Annotated in this window: 17 protein-coding genes; 8 read left to right on the top strand and 9 right to left on the bottom strand. The window is 59.1% G+C overall.

The genetic code is table 11. The annotated features are described in order from the left end of the window. Positions 1-85 precede the first annotated feature (85 nt). Positions 86-1,417: a UDP-glucose dehydrogenase family protein gene (locus FCH38_RS17940; RefSeq protein ID WP_149901156.1), complete on the bottom strand. Its 1,332-nt coding sequence runs from the start codon at positions 1,415-1,417 to the stop codon at positions 86-88. A 381-nt stretch (positions 1,418-1,798) separates the two neighbouring features. Here FCH38_RS17940 and FCH38_RS17935 point away from each other — a divergent pair, with 381 nt between their 5' ends. Further along, the gene (locus tag FCH38_RS17935; protein WP_142842410.1) at positions 1,799-2,686 is read left to right on the top strand and encodes a DMT family transporter; all 888 of its coding nucleotides are present in this window, start codon (positions 1,799-1,801) and stop codon (positions 2,684-2,686) included. Positions 2,687-2,706: 20 nt separating this feature from the next. Here FCH38_RS17935 and FCH38_RS17930 read toward each other — a convergent pair whose 3' ends face one another. Next, the gene (locus FCH38_RS17930; RefSeq protein WP_174374611.1) at positions 2,707-3,609 is read right to left on the bottom strand and encodes a LysR family transcriptional regulator; all 903 of its coding nucleotides are present in this window, start codon (positions 3,607-3,609) and stop codon (positions 2,707-2,709) included. 202 nt (positions 3,610-3,811) lie between these two features. Here FCH38_RS17930 and FCH38_RS17925 point away from each other — a divergent pair, with 202 nt between their 5' ends. Then, positions 3,812-5,341 (top strand): aldehyde dehydrogenase family protein, encoded by a 1,530-nt coding sequence (locus tag FCH38_RS17925; RefSeq protein WP_174374610.1) that lies wholly within the window; start codon positions 3,812-3,814, stop codon positions 5,339-5,341. A gap of 102 nt (positions 5,342-5,443) precedes the next feature. Here FCH38_RS17925 and putA read toward each other — a convergent pair whose 3' ends face one another. Next, positions 5,444-9,118 (bottom strand): trifunctional transcriptional regulator/proline dehydrogenase/L-glutamate gamma-semialdehyde dehydrogenase, encoded by a 3,675-nt coding sequence (gene putA, locus FCH38_RS17920; RefSeq protein ID WP_174374609.1) that lies wholly within the window; start codon positions 9,116-9,118, stop codon positions 5,444-5,446. A 175-nt stretch (positions 9,119-9,293) separates the two neighbouring features. Between putA and FCH38_RS17915 the strand changes: the two genes are divergently transcribed. Continuing rightward, positions 9,294-9,764 (top strand): Lrp/AsnC ligand binding domain-containing protein, encoded by a 471-nt coding sequence (locus tag FCH38_RS17915; protein WP_142842404.1) that lies wholly within the window; start codon positions 9,294-9,296, stop codon positions 9,762-9,764. 113 nt (positions 9,765-9,877) lie between these two features. Here FCH38_RS17915 and FCH38_RS17910 read toward each other — a convergent pair whose 3' ends face one another. After that, the gene (locus FCH38_RS17910; protein ID WP_149901151.1) at positions 9,878-10,444 is read right to left on the bottom strand and encodes an RNA polymerase sigma factor; all 567 of its coding nucleotides are present in this window, start codon (positions 10,442-10,444) and stop codon (positions 9,878-9,880) included. Next, positions 10,444-10,650: a NepR family anti-sigma factor gene (locus FCH38_RS17905; protein ID WP_046802106.1), complete on the bottom strand. Its 207-nt coding sequence runs from the start codon at positions 10,648-10,650 to the stop codon at positions 10,444-10,446. Before FCH38_RS17905 ends, FCH38_RS17910 begins: the two co-directional genes overlap by 1 nt. Positions 10,651-10,788: 138 nt before the next feature. Between FCH38_RS17905 and FCH38_RS17900 the strand changes: the two genes are divergently transcribed. Both FCH38_RS17900 and FCH38_RS17895 read left to right on the top strand, forming a co-directional pair. Further along, positions 10,789-11,583, top strand: a complete 795-nt coding sequence (locus tag FCH38_RS17900; protein WP_149901150.1) for a response regulator — start codon at positions 10,789-10,791, stop codon at positions 11,581-11,583. A gap of 101 nt (positions 11,584-11,684) precedes the next feature. Further along, positions 11,685-12,668 carry a sensor histidine kinase gene (locus FCH38_RS17895; protein WP_153515781.1) on the top strand — a complete coding sequence of 328 codons (984 nt, stop codon included), beginning with the start codon at positions 11,685-11,687 and terminating at the stop codon, positions 12,666-12,668. 263 nt (positions 12,669-12,931) lie between these two features. On the opposite strand, the gene FCH38_RS17890 is transcribed toward FCH38_RS17895, so the two are convergent. Continuing rightward, positions 12,932-14,650, bottom strand: coding sequence for a sensor histidine kinase (locus FCH38_RS17890; protein WP_153515782.1), 1,719 nt, complete (start codon positions 14,648-14,650; stop codon positions 12,932-12,934). A 237-nt stretch (positions 14,651-14,887) separates the two neighbouring features. Here FCH38_RS17890 and FCH38_RS17885 point away from each other — a divergent pair, with 237 nt between their 5' ends. Then, positions 14,888-15,463, top strand: a complete 576-nt coding sequence (locus tag FCH38_RS17885; RefSeq protein ID WP_149901147.1) for a PRC-barrel domain-containing protein — start codon at positions 14,888-14,890, stop codon at positions 15,461-15,463. 99 nt (positions 15,464-15,562) lie between these two features. Here FCH38_RS17885 and galE read toward each other — a convergent pair whose 3' ends face one another. The 3 genes from galE to FCH38_RS17870 form a co-directional block, all read right to left on the bottom strand. After that, the gene (galE, locus tag FCH38_RS17880; protein ID WP_045015763.1) at positions 15,563-16,546 is read right to left on the bottom strand and encodes a UDP-glucose 4-epimerase GalE; all 984 of its coding nucleotides are present in this window, start codon (positions 16,544-16,546) and stop codon (positions 15,563-15,565) included. Between the two features lie 193 nt (positions 16,547-16,739). Further along, positions 16,740-17,174: a hypothetical protein gene (locus FCH38_RS17875; RefSeq protein WP_003498528.1), complete on the bottom strand. Its 435-nt coding sequence runs from the start codon at positions 17,172-17,174 to the stop codon at positions 16,740-16,742. A gap of 9 nt (positions 17,175-17,183) precedes the next feature. Continuing rightward, complete coding sequence (locus FCH38_RS17870; protein WP_142842396.1) at positions 17,184-17,528, bottom strand: DUF883 family protein; 345 nt, start codon at positions 17,526-17,528, stop codon at positions 17,184-17,186. Between the two features lie 281 nt (positions 17,529-17,809). On the opposite strand from FCH38_RS17870, the gene nspC reads away from it, so the two are divergent. Next, entirely contained in the window at positions 17,810-18,907 is a 1,098-nt protein-coding gene (gene nspC, locus FCH38_RS17865) for a carboxynorspermidine decarboxylase (protein ID WP_149901145.1), read from the top strand. A gap of 60 nt (positions 18,908-18,967) precedes the next feature. After that, positions 18,968-20,206, top strand: a complete 1,239-nt coding sequence (locus FCH38_RS17860; RefSeq protein WP_149901144.1) for a saccharopine dehydrogenase family protein — start codon at positions 18,968-18,970, stop codon at positions 20,204-20,206. Positions 20,207-20,209: the final 3 nt, after the last annotated feature.

Here is a 20,209-nt window from a genome sequence, read left to right as displayed (position 1 = left end):
ATGACTATATCCCGAATCTGTTGGTGCGTTTGCGGTTAAACCGAAGCGCGAAAATTGTTTCAGTGAAATTCCAGACGACAGATCGCTAAAGTTCTTTGCCGGAGCCACCCTCATGCGGGCGGCCGACGGCAGCATAGATGAAGCCATGCGCGGCGACTTCATCCGTGCGGTAAATATTGCGCAGGTCCACCAGAACAGGGTTTTTCATGATCGCCTTCAGGCGCGGCAGATCAAGCGCGCGGAACTGATTCCATTCCGTCACGATCACCACCGCATCGGCATCTTCCGCCGCCTCGTAGGGACCTGTTGCGTATTCGATATCCTCCATCAGATGGCGGGCATTCGCCATGCCTTCGGGGTCGTAGCCCACAACCCGTGCACCGCCATCCTGCAGGGTCTGGATGATGGCGATTGCCGGGCTGTCGCGCATGTCGTCGGTATTCGGCTTGAAGGTAAGGCCAAGCACGGCGATCTTCTTGCCGCGCACGTCGCCGCCCATGGCGTTGATGACCTTGCGGCCCATGGCGCGCTTGCGATTGTCGTTGATGGCGATGGTGGTTTCGATCAGCCGCACCGGCGCATCATAATCCTGCGCGGTCTTGGCGAGCGCCAGCGTATCCTTTGGGAAACAGGAGCCGCCATATCCCGGGCCGGCATGCAGAAACTTCGAGCCGATGCGGCCATCGAGACCGATGCCGCGCGACACGTCCTGCACATTGGCGCCGACCTTTTCGCAGAGGTCGGCCATTTCGTTGATGAAGGTGATCTTCATCGCCAGAAAAGCGTTGGCGGCATATTTGATCAGTTCCGAGGCGCGCCGCGTGGTGAAGAGCAGCGGCGACTGGTTGAGGTAGAGCGGACGGTAAACCTCCGTCATGACAGGGCGGGCGCGCTCGTCCGAAAGGCCAACGACGATACGGTCCGGCCGCTTGAAATCCTCGATGGCTGCACCTTCGCGCAGGAATTCCGGGTTGGACACCACGGCGAAATCGGCGGAAGGGTTTTCCTCGCGAATGATACGCTCCACCTCATCGCCGGTGCCGACGGGAACGGTGGATTTGGTGACGATGACGGTGAAACCATCCAGCGCATGGGCGATCTCTTTTGCTGCCGCATAGACATAACCGAGATCGGCATGGCCATCGCCGCGTCGCGAGGGCGTGCCGACCGCGATGAAGACGACCTCGGCATTGGCGACGGCAGCGGTTAGATCGGTGGTGAAACTCAACCGGCCCGCCCTGGCGTTGTTGGCGACGATCGTCTCCAGACCCGGTTCGAAGATCGGAATTTGGCCTTTTTTCAGGGCCTCGATCTTCTCCGGCATCTTGTCGACGCAGACCACATCGTGACCGAAATCTGCAAAACACGCGCCGGACACGAGGCCGACATAACCTGAACCGATCATCACAATCCGCATTCTTTTTCCTTTCGGTTAGCGAGGCCATGTTAACGCGGTAATACCAGCCGGGGAAATCGGCGGGCGAAAATCACAAGATAATATTTAGCCGCCTTCATGCCCGTCGCCAAGCGCTACGATCAACACCGGCTAACCTCTTTCCATGACGGTGATGTGATGGCGGCGGCGGGACAAATTTGCCGCACCTTGCAGCCATTTGCACTGGCCGGGTCCAATTGGGCAATTTTGCTTCTTTTGCGGCTTGCACTCATAGGTAGCCGGGTCTAGCCATAGGGTGAGGATCAAATCTGCCAGACTGTCTGTCCCTTTAAGGGGCGTCCGGGTCGCGTTCCACGCGGCCGGGGGATGCTTTGCATTGCGGTCGGTGTTCGGGGAAGTGACATGCAAAAGGGTTTTCTGCTCGGTCTGTTCGCTTATGCGACCTTTTCCATGGGCGATGCCACCATCAAGTCGCTTGGATCGCAGATCAGCGTTTTCGAAATCGGCTTCTTCAGCATCCTCTTCTCCGGCATCTTCATCTTTTTCAGCAAGCCGCGTGAGGAAAGGTGGCGCGAATTCTGGCGCATGAGCCGGCCCTTCGCGGTGCATGGGCGCGCGATTTCCGGTCTCTTCGCCGGCATTTTCGGCATCTATGCCTTCACCACCATTCCGCTGGCGGAAGCCTATGCGCTGATCTTTCTGTCGCCGCTTTTCGTCACCGTCCTTTCCGCCGTGGTGCTGAAGGAGAATATCGGCCCGTGGCGCTGGGCAGCGGTTCTGGCCGGCATCGTCGGCGTCATTCTCGTTGTGCGGCCGGGCTTCAAGTCGCTGGAACTCGGGCATTTTGCCGCCATCGGCGTGGCGTTCCTGGCGGCAATGACCATCGTGCTGCTGCGCTCGCTGGCGGGAAAGGAAAAGCGCACCTCGATCATGGGTGTGCTGCTGATTTACGGCCTGACTTTTAATGGCATCGCCTCGATTCCCGATTTCGTCATGCCCAACCTGCACCAGCTTCTGGCCTTCGCCTTCATCGGCCTTTGCACTGCAACGGGACAGATCACCCTTCTGGTTGCGACCCGCATTGCGCCCGCAAGCCAGATCGCGCCTTCGCATTATTCGCAAATCCTCTGGGCGGTGGCGATCGGCATGACCTTCTTTCACGAGTACCCTGACGCCGTTGCGGTGCTGGGTCTCGCCGTCATCGCTGGATCGGGACTACTTACGATGATCCGTGAAAAGGTAAGGCTCGGCACCGTGCGCTGGAACCCGTTTTTCCGCAATCGCCTTTGAGGTTTGGTCGCCGGTGAAAATCAGACCGGCTTGCCTACCTGATCGAGAAGCCAGGCCTGAAAGGCACGGGCAAGCGCATTGTCCTGCCGCCCTTCCGGCAGGGCGACGTAATAGCTCTTGTCGGTCTGCAAGGGGATGTCGAAGACGATTTCGAGGCGGCCGGAGGCTAGTTCCGCCTCGATGAGATATTTCGGCAGAAGGGCAAAACCGATGCCGCTTGCGGCGGCTTCGATGATCATCGAGAACTGGTCGAAACGGCTGCCATGATAGGCATTTTCCGCCGTCACCCCGTTCATCTCCAGCCATTCCGTCCATAGTTTGGGCCGCGTCGTCACATGCAGCAATGGGTGTTCGGCCAAATCCTGCGCCCGGTTCACGTTGGCGCGGCTGAGCAGGGCGGGGCTCGCGACCGGCACGATCACCTCATTGCATAAAAACGTGCAGGTTCCATGCGCCCAGACCGGCTGGCCATAGTGAATGGCGAGATCAAACCCTTCCTCGTCGAAATCGAAGGGATGCGAGCGCGAGCCGATCGTGATCGCCATATCCGGATTGGCATCGATGAAGCGGGAGAGGCGGGGCATCAGCCAGCGGGAGCCAAAGGTTGGTAACGTTGCGACGGAAAGCGATGCGTGCGATGTTCCGGCCGAGACCGCACGCACCATCAACTGCTCGGATTGCTGCAACAGGCGCCGTACATCGGGCAGGAATTTGCGGCCCGCCTCCGAAAGCACGACACGCCTGCGGATGCGCTCGAAAAGCTGCATTCCCGTCTGCGCTTCCAGTTCGCCGATCTGCCGGCTCACCGCGCTCTGCGTGAGGTTGAGTTCTTCCGCCGCACGGGTAAAATTGCCATGCCGTGCCGCGCATTCAAACGCCTGCAGGGTGACGATATCGGGGACCAGTCGTCTGCGTGGATCCATTCCGTTCTCGCATCAACTTACCCGCTTTCCTCATTGGAAAAGGGTTGTTATGCCCATATATGATTACGGGAAAGAATGGAATGGTGTTTTGCCGGCTTGGCGGCGCCGTTGACAAATTCGGGGAAAGAAGAGCGACGGGAGTTGAAAGCGCCGTATCAAAAACGGCCTTTCCTCCCCTTTCAGCCAAAAAGGATAATTGGACATGGATGCGACCACGAAGCTTGACGTGAAACAGGAAGCAGCCGCCTTGCTCGACAGGATGGGTGTTGCCCGCGATCTTTATACCGGCGGCACCATGGCGTCCTTCAGCCCGGTGACGGGTGAGCAGGTCGCGAACCTGAAGACCGTTTCGGTCGAGGGCGTGGCAGCCGTGGTCGATAAGGCCGATGCCGCCTTCAAGCAGTGGCGCAATGTGCCGGCGCCGCGCCGTGGCGAGCTGATCCGGTTGCTTGGCGAAGAGCTGCGCGCCTTCAAGACCGATCTCGGCCGTCTCGTGTCATTGGAAGCGGGCAAGATCCCGTCCGAAGGTCTCGGCGAAGTGCAGGAAATGATCGATATCTGCGATTTCGCCGTCGGTCTTTCCCGCCAGCTTTATGGCCTCACCATCGCCACCGAACGTCCCGGCCACCGCATGATGGAGACCTGGCATCCGCTCGGTGTCGTCGGCGTCATCTCGGCCTTCAATTTCCCCGTCGCCGTCTGGTCGTGGAATGCAGCACTCGCCATCGTTTGCGGCAATTCGGTGGTCTGGAAGCCATCGGAAAAGACGCCGCTGACGGCGCTGGCCGTTCAGGGCATCTTCGAACGGGCCGCTGCCCGCTTCGGCGATGCGCCGGACGGTCTTTCGCAGCTTCTGATCGGTGATCGCGCCGTGGGTGAAGCATTGGTGGATAATCCCAAGGTGCCGCTGGTCTCTGCCACCGGCTCCACCCGCATGGGCCGTGATGTCGGCCCGCGTCTGGCAAAGCGCTTTGCCCGCGCCATTCTGGAACTCGGCGGCAACAATGCCGGCATCGTGTGCCCGTCCGCCGATCTCGACATGGCGCTCCGCGCCATTGCCTTTGGCGCCATGGGCACGGCCGGCCAGCGCTGCACCACGCTTCGCCGTCTCTTCGTGCATGACAGCGTTTACGATCAGCTCGTGCCGCGCCTGAAAAAGGCTTATGCCTCCGTCTCTGTCGGCAATCCGCTGGAAACTTCGGCACTCGTCGGCCCGCTGGTCGACAAGGCGGCGTTTGACGGCATGCAGAAGGCGCTTGAGGCGGCGAAAGCCCATGACGGCGTGGTGAATGGCGGCGGACGTGTGGATACGGGTGCGGCGGATGCTTATTATGTGAAGCCCGCGCTTGTCGAAATGCCTCAACAGGTTGGCCCGGTGCTGGAAGAGACCTTCGCGCCGATCCTCTATGTCATGAAATACAGCGATCTCGATCAGGCGATCGACGCGCATAACGCCGTCGCCGCCGGTCTTTCATCGTCGATCTTCACCCGCGATATTCAGGAATCGGAACGTTTCCTGTCGTCGGAAGGCTCGGATTGCGGCATCGCCAACGTCAATATCGGCACATCGGGTGCGGAAATCGGTGGCGCTTTCGGTGGTGAAAAGGAAACCGGCGGCGGCCGTGAATCTGGTTCGGATGCGTGGAAAGCCTATATGCGCCGCGCCACCAACACGGTCAATTATTCGAAGTCGCTGCCGCTGGCGCAGGGCGTGTCCTTCGACATCGAATGACATCTGCGACCTGTCGCTCGTATGGAGCGATGATGATCTGTGGTATTGCTTTTATCGGCGCGGATTTTTCCGCGCCGATTTTGTTTTGGGCAATGGTGCCGCTCAGCCGATACTCATCAGGCTTGCATTGCCGCCGGCCGCGGTCGTGTTGACGCTGACGGAGACTTCTTCGACCAGCCAGTCGAGATTATAGGGCTGGCTTTCACCGGAAAGCGCTTCCGTGGTCGCGGCCTGCACGAGAACCAGCGGGCCGGGCAGGGTGGCGATTTTTTTGTTGGTCGTCACGATGCGCTCCGCGTCACCCTCGACCAAGGCACCCGCAAAGGGACCGGATTTTGCCCAGTCATCCGCCCAGACGATGCGCGAGGTGACGGTTGCCGGCAGTCCATAGATCGATTTTTCGAGACCAGAGGCATTGTCGATGACGGCCGTGTTTCCGGTGGCGAGCGCTGCCGCAAGCTGGCGGTAAAGCCCCTGTTCGGTTGCCGGGACCAGCAGGATCCTGCCGCGCGGATGCAGCGCATACACGTTTCGTTCGCCGACGGGGCCTGCCAGCTCGGTTTCGAAGCCGAGACCGGAAAGTGCTGCCGCCTGCCGTGCGGCTTCAGCCGCAACGGTTTCGCCGTTTTCATCCAGCCAGCGGGCAAGATCGATGGCGGCCTGATCCTGCTGGCTTGCGACCCGGTCAATCTTCGGCGCAGCCTGCGTCATGCGGCCGAGATAGAGCGGGCCGCCGGCCTTGGGGCCGGTGCCGGAAAGACCGCGTCCGCCAAAGGGCTGCACGCCGACAACCGCGCCGATGATGTTGCGGTTCACATAAAGATTGCCGGCCGCGACGCGCGACAGCACATGCTGGATCGTGTCATCGAGGCGCGTATGCAGGCCGAAGGTCAGGCCGTAACCGGTGGCGTTGATCTCATCGATCAGCCGGTCGAGATTGTCGCGCTTGAAGCGGATGACATGCAGCACCGGGCCAAAAACCTCCCGCTTCAGATCGGCAAGCGATTTCATCTCGATGATGGTCGGCGGCACGAAAGTGCCCTTGCCGGTTTCACCCGCAAGCGTGATCTGTTCGATGCGGTGGCCGAGCGCGCGCATGTCGTCAACATGCTTTTCAATAATGCCCTTGGCCTCAGCGGTGATGACGGGGCCGACATCGACGGAAAGCCGGTCGGTGCGGCCGATCCGCAATTCATGCAGCGCGCCTTTGAGCATGGTGAGCGTGCGGTCCGCCACATCTTCCTGCAGGCAGAGAATGCGCAGCGCCGAGCAGCGCTGGCCGGCGCTGTCGAAGGCCGATGCGATGACATCGGCGACCACCTGTTCGGCGAGCGCCGAGGAATCGACAATCATGGCGTTCTGGCCGCCGGTTTCGGCAATCAGCGGAACCGGCTGGCCGTTAGTCAGAACCCGGCCGGCAAGCTGGCCCTGAATGAGCCGCGCCACTTCTGTCGAACCGGTGAACATCACCCCCGCCGTCAGCGGTGAGCCGACAAGTGCCGCGCCCGTCTTGCCGTCGCCCGGCATAAGCTGCACGGCGTCCTGCGGAACGCCGGCTTCATGCAGCAGGCGAACGCCCTGGGCGGCGATCAAAGGCGTTTCTTCGGCGGGTTTCGCCAGAACCGGATTGCCGGCAACCAGTGCAGCCGCCACCTGACCGATGAAGATGGCGAGCGGGAAGTTCCACGGGCTGATGCAGACGACGGGGCCAAGCGGTGTCTCGCCGGCCTTGAAATTCTTGCGGGCTTCCGCCGCGTAATAACGCAGGAAGTCGATCGCCTCGCGCACTTCGGCAATGGCGTTGGGCATGGATTTTCCCGCCTCGCGCATGATGAGGCCGAGCAACTTGGGCATCTCGGCCTGCATTGCGTCGGCGGCGCGCTCCAGGCAGGCGGCGCGCTCTTCAACAGGGGTGGAGGGCCAGGTGGAGGCTGCCGCCCGCTGCATCGCCGCTTCGGCATCGGCTTCGGTCGGTTCGGTCACATGGCCGACAACATCCGTGTGGTCGCCGGGGTTGAGCACCGGCCGTGTCTGGCCGCTCACCTGCGGTGCTGCGGCTTTCCACTCGGTTGCCGCAGCTGCCTTCAAGGTGCTGTCGAGTGCGGAGAGCGTTGTTTCACTGGAAAGATCGAGGCCGGCGGAATTTTTGCGTTCCGGGCCGAAGAGACCTGCGGGCGCGGCGATACGGTCGTGCCGTGCGCCGGGAACGGCATAAGCCTTGACCACTGTGACCGGGTCGTCCAGCAGGGAATCGACCGGAACGGCGGGATCGGCGATGCGGTTGACGAAAGAGGAGTTCGCGCCGTTTTCGAGAAGACGGCGAACCAGATAGGCAAGCAGCGTCTCATGCGTGCCGACCGGGGCATAGAAGCGGCAGGGGCGGTCGAGCTTCTTCTTGCCGACGACCTCGCTGTAAAGCGGTTCGCCCATGCCATGCAGGCACTGGAATTCATAATCGCCAAGTTTGAATTCGGGGCCAGCCAGATGATAGATCGTCGCCATGGACTGCGCATTGTGGGTCGCAAACTGCGGGAAGATCACGTCGCGCGCGTCGAGCAGCTTGCGGGCGCAGGCAATGTAAGAGACATCGGTGTGCACCTTGCGGGTGAAGACCGGGAAGTCCTCCAGCCCGTCCACCTGCGCGCGTTTGATCTCCGCATCCCAATAGGCGCCCTTGACGAGGCGCACCATGATGCGGCGGCCGGAACGGCGGGCGAGATCGATGATATAATCCAGCACGAAGGGGCAGCGGCGGCCATAGGCCTGCACCACGAAGCCGAGGCCGTTCCAGCCGGCAAGGTCCTTGTCGAGCGCCAGTTCTTCGAGAAGGTCAAGCGAAAGTTCCAGCCGGTCTGCTTCCTCGGCGTCGATATTGAGGCCGATGTCGTATTTCTTGCTGAGCAGCATCAGCGATTTGACGCGCGGCAGAAGCTCGGCCATCACCCGCTCGGCCTGCGCGCGGGCGTAACGCGGATGCAGCGCCGAAAGCTTGATGGAGATGCCCGGACCACCATAGATGCCGCGGCCGGCAGAGGCCTTGCCGATGGCGTGGATGGCGTTTTCGTAATCCTTGTAATAACGCTCGGCATCCCTGGCGGTGGTCGCGGCTTCGCCCAGCATGTCGTAGGAATACTGGAAGCCCTTTTCCTCCAGCGGCCTGGAGCGCTTGATGGCTTCGCCGATCGTTTCGCCGGTCACGAATTGTTCGCCCATCATGCGCATCGCCATGTCGACGCCGCGGCGGATGACGGGTTCGCCGGCGCGCGAAATCAGCTTGGTCAGCGCTGCCGAAAGGCCGCTGTCATTGACCGTCGAGGTCAGCTTGCCGGTGATGACGAGACCCCAGGTGGCGGCGTTGACGAAGAGCGAGCGCCCGCCGCCAATATGGGACTTCCAGTCCCCACGCGCGATCTTGTCGCGGATCAGCGCGTCGCGGGTGGCGGTGTCGGGAATGCGCAGCAGTGCCTCGGCAAGGCACATCAGCGCCACGCCCTCATGGCTGGAGAGCGAATATTCCTGCACCAGCCCTTCAACGCCGGTCCCCTTGGTCTTGGCGCGCAGCGCTTCGATCAGCTTGCCGGCGGTGGTGCGGATGGCTTTCGTCTGTTCCGGCGTCACCGTTGCCGCCTCGATCAATGGGGCCAGGCATTCTTCCTCGGGGCGGCGATAGGCGGCGGTGATCGCCTTGCGCAGCGGGCTTTGCTCACGCACCGGCGGCGCAAAATTCTGGAAAATACCGTTCACTGCTACACCGGCGTTGCTTGCACCATCGGCCATTCTGAAAATCCTGAAAAAGCTGTTGAAGAAAGGCCGTCGGCGGCAGCGTGTCCTCCGCCCGCCGCTTTTCATCCTGCTGCTGACAATACCATCGCTGGAGAAATTGCTATGGCCCTATTTTTGGAATAAAACAGGCCATATGAACTTTTATTTTCTTCAAATGGCGTGAAATAACATGGCAAATAGCCACAAAACAGACGATCTGGACCACTTCGATCTCAAGATCCTGGAAGCCTTGAGCGAGGACGGCCGCATGTCGGTGCTGCAACTGTCGAAAAGGGTCGGTCTTTCCAAGACGCCATGCCAGACGCGGCTGAAGCGGCTGGTGGATGAGGGGTATATTCTTGGCTTCCGGGCCGTGCTCAATCCACATAAACTCGGCGTCGATCACATCGCCTTTGCCGAAGTCAAACTTTCCGATACGCGGGAAAAGGCATTGGAGGAATTCAACACGGCGGTTCGCAAGATCAAGGAAGTCGAGGAATGCCACATGATCGCCGGCGCCTTCGATTATCTCCTGAAAGTGCGCACCAGCGACATCCGCAAATATCGACGGGTGCTGGGTGAGAAAATCTCGAGCCTGCCATCGGTCGCCAATACCTCGACCTTCGTGGTCATGCAGTCGGTCAAGGAAACCGGCATTTAGGGCATTCCAGGAAAAAACGGCCTCGTCGTCCGTCCGGAATGCACGTTACCGGCAGACATGAAAAACGGGCAGGCGCAGGCCTGCCCGTTCGTTGCCGTCAAAATTCAGGTCTTTCAGCGCGCCGTGGCGGCGGCTGTGACAGCGCTCATCTGCGCGTCCGGACCGAATTCGTTTTCGTTTTCGATACCCAGCAGCTCCTGAAGGCGCAATCTTGCGCGGCTAACACGGCTCTTGATCGTGCCGACCGGGCAGCCGCAAATCTCGGCGGCTTCCTCATAGGCAAAGCCTGACGCGCCGATCAGCAGGATGGCTTCACGCTGGTCATCCGGCAGTTTCTCCAGTGCTGCACGGAAATCCTGAAGGTCTACCGAACCATGCTGTTCGGGCGGCACTGAAAGGCGCGAGGTATAGACACCGTCCGTATCCTGCACTTCGCGGCCGGATTTGCGTATCTGGCTATAGAACTCGTTGCGCAGGATCGTCACCAGCCATGCGCGCATGTTGGTGCCCGGCTGGAAACTCTCCTGTTTCGCCCAGGCCTTCATGATCGTGTCCTGCACGAGGTCGTCAGCACGATCCCTCGAGCGGATGAGCGAAATTGCGAAGGCGCGCAGGTTCGGCAGCGCCGCCAGCATTTCCCGCTTGAAATTATATTCTGTCTGCTCCGGCTCTTTCGCCATCATTCCTCCGAAGCCTTTGTTTTGGCTTTGCTTTCGGCTTCATCGAGTTTTTCGAGAAGATCGAGGAATTTGTCAGGGATGCCTTCATCCTGAACGGCATCGTAAAGCTCCCTAAGCTTGCGGGAAATCACCGCCCGCCCGGAATGTGGAACCTGGGGGGCGGCCGAATTGTCCGGCGAATCTTGGTCCGATTGAAACATGCTCATAACGTCCGGTATTCCTTTTGTGTCGTGGCAAATAATGCGCGGTGAAAAAAATAGTTCCGGCAGTCGGGAACTTTTTTTGCGATACGCACGTTGCTATCTTGGGTTTGCGTTGCAGACCGCATGAAAGGGGAGAATTCCATGTCAGTTTCTACACGCATCGCACCGCACCTGCCATATCTGCGCAGGTTCGCGCGTGCCGTTTGCGGCTCACAATCCACGGGCGATGCCTATGTTGCGGCAACACTCGAAGCTCTGATCGCCGATATCAGCATCTTCCCGCAGACAAGCAGCGATCGCGTTTCGCTTTATCAATTGTTCGTATCGATCTTTAGTTCCGTCACGATCAATATTAAGGCCGATGAAAACCTTTCGGGATGGGAAAAGCGCGCTTCTGCGAACCTCTCCGCCGTCCCGCCGCTTGCACGTCAGGCTTTCCTGTTGACGACGGTCGAAGAGTTCTCGCCTTCGGAAGCCGCAGAGGTTCTGAAAGTGTCGGAAGACCAGGTCGGCAGGCTGATCGATGAGGCGGCTTCCGAAATCGCCCGGCAGGTCGCAACCGATATCATGATCATCGAGGACGAACCTCTGATCGCCATGGATATCGAACAGATGGTCACCGATCTCGGTCACCGCGTCACGGGTATCGCCCGCACGCATACCGAGGCGCTTGACCTTTTCCATCGCACGCAGCCGAAAATGATCCTTGCCGATATTCAGCTTGCCGACGGCAGTTCCGGTCTCGATGCGATGAAGGACATCCTGCAGATGACCACCCTCCCGGTGATCTTCATCACGGCTTTCCCCGAGCGTCTTTTGACGGGCGAGCGGCCTGAGCCGACGTTCCTTGTGACGAAACCTTTCAACCCGGACATGGTGAAAGCGCTTATCAGCCAGGCCCTGTTTTTCAACGAAAGCTCTCGCGTCGCGGCGTGAAATTTGCCGAAATCGCAGACGGGCCGGGAACCAGTGTGGTGCCCGGGCGTTGGCGGTTACAGTCGTGGCGTTGACCCGCGGCTTTCTGCAAGGAGACGAATTTGCATCGGCTGGCATGGCATAACGCGGAGAGGGACGAGAGTGAGCTTCATGATTCGCTCGTTCTCGCCTTGCTCGATTCGGGTGAGACAGTCATGCTGCAGGACTGGAAGCGCGATTACATATTCGTGGCTAATCTGCCGGATGTCTGGAAATTGCCGGCCGATTCCCATCCAACCGATGAAAATCTGTTCGGCAATGATCTCTCGGTGCGGCTCGAGAACCTCAAAAAGGACATGAACACGGCTGGTAGCCGGGGCATGCTGGAAGTCAGTGCGGGCAAGGACCGCGTTTTCCAGTTTCAGGTCCATTCCACCGTCAACCAGGCCAAACAGATGGTGATGAAAACCACCATTCGGGAGGTAACGGCGGAACGGCGGCGCGAGCAGCTTCTGCGCTCGCTGCTGCGAGAAGTTAGCCATCGCTCCAAAAACCTGCTGGCGATCATCCAGAGCCTTGCGGGCCAGACAGCCCGTTTCAGCCTCACCAAAGATGACTTTCTGCGCAAGTTCCGTGGGCGGCTGCACGCGCTTGCCCAGAGCCAGGATCTCATCACGGATTCGGACTGGCGGGGCGCGCGCATATTCGAGCTTCTCCGCCAGCAATTCGATCTCTATGTGCCGGAATATCCGAACCTCATCCACATGGAAGGGGAAAACCTGCTGCTTAATCCGAATGGTGCGCTTTATATCGGGCTGGCCTTCCATGAGCTGGTCGTCAACACGGTGAGCCACAGCGGCAATCTTGCCTATCACCCGCCTATATCCCTGCAATGTCGCCAGGACGGTGATTTTTATATCGTCGAATGGAACGAGCCGATGATGCCGTCGAAGGAGCCTGCAGAGGCAAGGCGCGGCAGTTTTGGCAGCGTCGTGCTGGAAAAGGTGGTTCCTTCCGCTCTTGGAGGAAGTGCCGAATACCAGCTGACGCCGGAGCGCATCGTTTACCGGTTGAAATTCCCTTCAGGCGATAGCACGGATTCCTGAGAAAGTTGTCGGACCTCAGGTCAGGCCGAAAGCCTGTTTCAATCTGCGAAGGCGCAATAAAAAAGCACGGCCCATAGGAGAGCCGTGCTATTTTTATGACGGGTTTTCAGGGGCGAAACCCGTTTATAGTCAGCCAAGCTTCAGGCGGGGACGGGGGAATTGCTTGGCCTGCAGTAATAATGCATGCAACCGCATTCGGTTCCCGGAAAATGCATTTTTTTAGCAATGGGCAGATTTTCTGCCATTCTCACCGCCGTTGCGCTTCAGTGCGCCGGGTCCGGTCGCTTCGGCGTAAAATAGCGGATAGGCGCTTCCAGAGACCATTCGAAGCCGGTTTCGCGGTATTCCGTCGTCACATGTCCGCCGAATGCGCCTTCCGCATGTCTTTTGATGACCGTGGTGCCGAAACCTTTGCGGCTCGGCTCTCTAGCCGGTGGTCCGCCCGTCTCGGTCCAGAGAAGATGGAGCATCTGCCGACCGTCTTTTTCGAGCGGCTTCCAACTCACGGTGATTTTCCCGAGCGGCGCCGAAAGCGCGCCATATTTAATGGAATTGGTGGTCAGCTCGTGCACCACAAGCCCGAAATTCTGCGCCGCTTCCGGAGAAAGCATGAAATCGTCTCCCGCCAGCACGACACGTTCCGAAACGGTGCCGAAAACTTCGAGGTGGGTCTCGATCAGCTTGTGGATCGGCAACCCCTGCCACTGAACCTCCGCCAGTGCCCGGATCGACATGCCGAGACCGCGCAGGCGATGGTCGACTTCTTTCTGGAATTCCGGGATGCTTTTATTTTCCCGCCCCAATTGCCGTATCATCGCCTGAACCAGCGTCAGAATATTCTTGGAGCGGTGAACCAGTTCATGCAGCAGCAATTGCAGCCGCTCTTCCGACTGGCTTCTGTCAAAGGAAGCGTTGGAGAGCGCGATGGCGACCTGATTGGCTTCCTTTATCTTGGTATCGACAGGCGCAACGATCTCGCCTTCGCCGATGCGCTCCGCCATATGGGTCAGATCGCGAATGGAGCTGCGCAATTGCCGGCCGACCAGATAGGCGCCGCCGATGGCGATCAGTACCAGCACGAGGCTGCCGATCATCATCTGTCGCCATGTGTCGATCAGTGCTGCCTGGCTTGCGGCAAGCGGTCCCCACATCACGGTTTTCCACTGCCAGCCCGGCAATTGCGCATAGGCATAGAGATTGCCCTTGCCGTCGAAGAAATTGCCACTGAAGGCCTGCATTTCCGACAATATTTCGGGGGTGACAAAGGGTTTTCCGACTGCCGCCTCATCCTGCGCGCTGGAAACGACAACCCGGTTGGTGCCGTCGATGATGGCGACCGCCCAGTTGCGCGGCAGGTTTTCCGTGGGAATAAGCCGGCTCAGATCGCTGGCATTCTGCGTCAGGATCAGGGCATCTCCGGCCAGGCTCAGTTCCGGGTCGAGCGGCATGGTGACGTTGAACACCCACTCATTGCTGGTGGAGCCGAAAAACAGATCAGAGACGGTGATACGGCGGGATTCTATCGCCTTCGCCAGATTGGCCTCCGCCGGCACCTTGCCGAGAGGCTGGCCATAGGGCACCCGGGTGTTGAGACGCTGCTGGCCATCCTTGGCGGCGAGCAGGGCGTAGAGGCCCTCCCTTTTCAGGCTTTCGGCGACGCGTCCCTGAAAAGCTGCAAGATTGCCACTCTCAAGCTCGGGAAACTGCGACAGCAGATTGAGCGAGGTGGCGATTTCCTGCAGGCGACGGTCGATGTTGCGGCTGACGACCCGGACATCCTCGATGGTCTCCCTTTGCAGGTCGTCGCGTTTTTCGGCTTCGAGGCGCAGCATCAGATAGCCGACAAAAAGGATCAGCGGCAGGGTGATGACGGTTGCCATCACCACCAGATAAGTGCCGATGGAGGCGGTCGGAAAGAAATTCGCGCTGCGCCGCCGTAAAGCCGAGATCATGTCTTTCAGTCTGTTGCCGGGTTGAGGCATATAAAAAACTCCGGCAGTTATGGCATTGTTACGGCAAGGATAATACCGCGCTGTCCCCCGTTAGCAATGCCTGATTTTTACCTTCGGTTGTCGCGACATGCGGCAAATGAACCGGTTTGACCGAAAAAATCGGAACTATTTCAACGACCAGCCCGTTTGCAAGACGAACCGGCCAGCGAGCGGAAGCGAAATTCATTCCCGCTCGGCCAGTTGAGAACGATGAAAGGAAGGTACGAAATGGCACAGAAACTTACGATACTCGTCACCGCAGCCCTGATGGGCACGACGGCTTTCGCGCCGCTTGCCATCGCTCAGGGCACCACCCAGCCTGCTCCGGCAAATCCGGGTGCGCAGACAGAGCCGGCAACGCCGCCTGCCACTCCGATGACGCCTGCGGCTCCTGCTGCTAATGACAGCGCGGCCACAACGACGGGTGGCGCTTACATCACCGAGCAGGGTGAAACGCAGATCAGCGCCAATGACTATATTGGTAAGTCGGTCTACACCGCAGCCGATGAAAGCATCGGTAACGTCACCAACCTCATCATGGAAGAAGATGGCGGTCTGGTCGCAGCCGTGATCGGCGTTGGCGGTTTCCTCGGCATCGGCGCCAAGGATGTAGCCGTGCCCATGGACAAGGTGACGATGACGCGCAATGCGCAGGATGGCACCATCCGCCTGACGACGACCGAAACGGCGGAAACCCTAAAGAGTGCACCTGAGTTCAAGACGCTGGAACAGAAGACCAGCGAGAAGAACGCGGCAACCCCGGCGGCACCTGACAGCACGACCACATCCGCCACCAAGCCTTAATTCCATACCTGGGAGGCAGGAGCGGGAGTTGGCTTCAGCCGTCCCGCGAGAGACACCGGCCAGTGGCCGGTGTCTTTTTTGTTTTGGCCCACGGGCCGCTTAATCGCCGGCGTTGCGGGATGAATGCCATGCCCAGGCGGATTTGATGATATCCGACAGGGAATAACGCGGTTCCCAGCCCAGAACCTCTTTAGCCTTGTCGTTATTGGCCACGAGTGTGGTGGAGTCGCCGTCGCGCCGGCCGGTATATTCGACCGGGAAGGGGCGGCCCGACACCTCGGAAATTGCCGCCAGCAGTTCCTTTACCGTGGTGCCGGTGCCGGTGCCGAGGTTGAGTTCGACGGTTTCGCCGCCGGCCAGCAGATAATCCACCGCCCGCACATGTGCGTCAGCGAGATCGAGGATGTGAATGTAATCGCGCACGCAGGTGCCGTCCCGGGTGTCGTAATCCGTGCCGAACACCTTGAAGCCCTGACGTCGTCCGAGTGCGGCCTCGATGGCGAGCGGGATGGCGTGGGTTTCCGGCTTGTGCCACTCGCCGATACGGCCCTCGAAATCCGCGCCCGCGGCATTGAAGTAGCGCAGCATGACCGAGCGCAGGCCCTTATAGGTGCTGTAATCCTTCAGCGCCTGCTCCACCACCCATTTGGTGCGGCCATAGGGGTTGATCGGCGCCTGCCGGTGCGTCTCGTCGATCGGCACCTGCTCCGGCAATCCGTAAGTGGCGCAGGTGGAGGAAAAGACGAAGGCGGTGACGCCGGCATCAATCGCGGCGGACAGAAGGTTGAGCGAGCCGATGACGTTATTATCGTAAAAGGCGACGGGCTGCTTCACCGATTCGCCGACTTCGATCAGCGCCGCAAAATGCAGAACGGCTTCCGGCTGGTGTTTGGCGAAGACTTCGTCCAGCCGCGCCCGGTCGCGAATATCACCCTGTTCGAAGGGCCCCCAGCGGACGAATTCCTCATGTCCATTGGACAGATTGTCGAAAACAACCGGTTCATATCCTCGCTCAGAGAGGAGAAGGCAGGTGTGCGAACCGATATAACCGGCACCGCCAACGACAAGGACTTTCTTCTTCATCAAACGCCTTTCAATAAATACGGACGCGCCGAGACTGTATGTCACTTTGTTCAAATAAGGGCGGCGTGGCGCGGGACGCCATTTGCCAGTCTATCCATTGCGCGTAACATAAAAAAAACTGCGCATCCATCATCTGGATGCACAGCTTTTATGAGGGTCTGCGGAAGTGCATAAAACACGCCCGAAGGCGTGTTTATTTCTTTTTCCTCGTATTGGCCCTTGTCGCCAAGAAACCGGCGGCCATGGCAACAGCGAGCGTCGCATAGGGCCGCGCCTGGATCGCCAGCGTCAACAGTGACTGCAAGGCGAGGGGGGCTGCCGTCAGCGGAGCAGCCGTCAAAGGTGCTACCGGCCGTGCGGCATAGGCTCTGGGCCTTTTTACGATTGCCAGCGCTACCAGCATGATGACGCCGAGCAGAAACGCGGTGCCCGCGACGACGAGCGCGGCGGGACCCGCGCCGACATGCCGGGCAAGATAGATCGACCCTGCAACCACGGCGGCGACGAAGGCAATCAGGAAAAAGACACCGGTCAGCACCCACAGGATTATGGTGGCACGCAGACGCCGCGTCACCACGCGTCCTTCGCGCTGGGTGTCTCCCAGATAGACCAGCAATGCCTCAAGCATGATGCGGCCTTATCGACGTGTGAGGAGAGCGAGCACGAAGCCGACGCCAACGGCGATGCCGAGGGACTGGAGCGGGTTTCTCTGGACCTGATCGGTCAGATTATCGTTCAGCGACGAAATTTCGCTACGCACACTGTCGGCCATTTCGCCAGAGGCGGTGAGCGCGTCATCAGCCACGCGGGCGGCCTGCGCCTTCAGCTCATGCGAGGCACCGACGCCGAGCGCTTTCACACTCTTGGCAAGATTTGCCAGATCTTCGCGAAGCTGGGCGAGCTGCGCTGCCACGTCGGCGGCATCACCGTTTTCGAGGGATTGCTGGATCTTGTCATTAACGCTGCTACGCACGCTTGCCATAGGTGGAGTCCTTCCTGAACATCGTTGACGGGATGGCGGCATGTTTACCGACTGCTGCCACGCACGAACCTTCATTTCGGCGGAAGAAACACCCGCCTGTCCGCCATTCAAACGCGCCGGTGCGGCCTTGGTTCCGTAACGTGACGTGTTTCTTTCAGCACTTTCCGGGCCGGGGGCGATTTTCCGGGAATTAAGTGCCGGACATTTGTTTTCCTGTCACAAGCATCATATAAGGCCCATCATCGAGACGTACCTTGACTTCAATCAATATGTGAAACGCCATGCTTCAGACGCCTTATTACCTCATCGACAAGACAAAACTTCTCCAAAACATGGAGAAGATTGCTTATGTGCGGGAAAAATCCGGGGCCAAGGCGCTTCTGGCGCTGAAATGCTTCGCCACATGGTCGGTGTTCGATTTCATGTCGCAATATATGGACGGCACCACCTCGTCCTCGCTTTATGAGGTGCGCCTTGGCCGCGAAAAATTCGGTGGCGAAACCCACGCCTATTCCGTTGCCTATGCCGACTACGAAATCGACGAGGTGATATCAAACGCCGACAAGATCATCTTCAATTCGATCGGTCAGCTGGAGCGTTTCGCCGACAAGGCCGCCGGCATCACGCGTGGCCTGCGTCTCAATCCGCAGGTCAGCTCCTCCAGTTTCGATCTTGCCGATCCCGCGCGTCCTTTCAGCCGTCTTGGTGAATGGGACGTCGCCAAGGTCGACAAGGTCATGGACCGCATTTCCGGTTTCATGATCCACAACAATTGCGAAAACGGCGATTTCGAACTCTTCGATCGTATGTTGGCGCAGATCGAGGAGAAGTTCGGATCGCTGCTGTCACGTGCCGAATGGGTCAGCCTCGGCGGCGGCATTCATTTCACCGGCGACAATTACCCGCTTGATCAGTTCTGCGACCGCCTGCGGGCGTTCTCGGAAAAATATGGCGTGCAGGTCTATCTGGAACCCGGCGAAGCTTCGATTACCAAAAGCACCACACTTGAGGTGACGGTTCTCGACACGCTGTTCAATGGCAAGAATCTCGCCATCGTCGACAGCTCCATCGAAGCCCACATGCTCGATCTGCTGATCTATCGCGAAACCGCGAAGGTTTCGCCGAACGAGGGCGAACATCCCTATATGGTCTGCGGCAAGTCCTGCCTGGCCGGTGATATTTTCGGCGATTTCCGCTTTGACAAGGAGCTGAGGGTCGGTGACCGCATCTCCTTCCAGGACGCGGCCGGTTACACCATGGTCAAGAAGAACTGGTTCAACGGCGTGAAGATGCCGGCGATCGCCATCAAGGAACTGGACGGCACCGTGCGCGCCGTTCGTGAATTCGACTTTGCCGATTTCGAGCAAAGCCTGTCTTAAAACCCTGTTTCAACATCAAACGAAGCTTATCCCTGCGGGGAAAAGGAGGCATCACCTGAAATGAAGAAGAACGTTCTGATCATCGGCGCCGGTGGCGTAGCACAGGTCGTGGCGCATAAATGCGCCCAGAACAGCGATGTATTGGGAGACATTCATATTGCGTCACGGACTTTGGAAAAGTGCCGCAAGATTGTCGAGTCCGTACGCGAAAAGAACAGCCTCAAGACAGATGTGAAACTTGAGGCCCATGCGCTTGACGCTATGGATATCGAGGCGACGAAAGCCTTGATTAAACAGACCGGCGTGGAAATCGTCATCAATGTCGGTTCGTCTTTCGTTAATATGTCCGTTCTTCGTGCCTGCATGGACGCAGGTGTTGCCTATATGGACACGGCGATCCATGAGGATCCGACCAAGATTTGCGAGGCGCCGCCGTGGTATGGAAACTACGAGTGGAAGCGCGCCGCTGAGTGCAAGGAAAAGGGCGTCACCGCCATTCTCGGCGTCGGTTTCGACCCCGGCGTGGTCAATGCCTATGCCCGCCTTGCCAAGGATGAATATTTCGACAAGGTCACCTCGGTCGATATCGTCGACATCAATGCCGGCAGCCATGGCCGCTGGTTCTCGACCAATTTCGATCCGGAAATCAACTTCCGCGAATTCACCGGCGTTGTCTATTCCTGGCAGAAGGGTGAGTGGCAGACGAACCAGATGTTCGAAGTCGGCCAGGAATTCGATCTGCCTGTCGTCGGCAAGCAGAAGGCCTACATGACCGGCCATGACGAAGTGCATTCGCTTTCCAAAAATATGGACGGTGCCGATGTGCGCTTCTGGATGGGCTTCGGCGATCACTATATCAACGTCTTCACCGTGCTGAAGAACCTCGGTCTCCTGTCCGAAAAGCCGGTCAAGACGGCAGAAGGTCTGGAAGTCGTGCCGCTCAAGCTGGTCAAGGCCGTCCTGCCCGATCCGTCCTCGCTGGCGCCTGACTATGTCGGCAAGACCTGCATTGGCGATATCGTCAAGGGCATCAAGGATGGCAAGGAACGCGAAGTCTTCATCTACAACGTGGCCGACCACAAGGAAGCTTACGAAGAAGTTGGCTCGCAGGGCATTTCCTACACCGCCGGCGTTCCCCCGGTCGCCGCTGCCATGCTCATCGCCACCGGCGAATGGGATGTGAAGCAGATGGCCAATGTGGAAGAACTGCCGCCGAAGCCGTTCCTGAACATCCTGAACAAGATTGGTCTGCCGAACCGCATCAAGGATGAAAACGGCGATCGCGCGCTTGAGTTCTGAGTG

Source organism: Agrobacterium tumefaciens (genome assembly GCF_013337285.1).
Classification (GTDB): Bacteria; Pseudomonadota; Alphaproteobacteria; order Rhizobiales; family Rhizobiaceae; genus Agrobacterium; species Agrobacterium burrii.
Note: the sequence above shows the minus strand (reverse complement) of the source record. Positions and strands in the feature narration are given on the sequence as shown.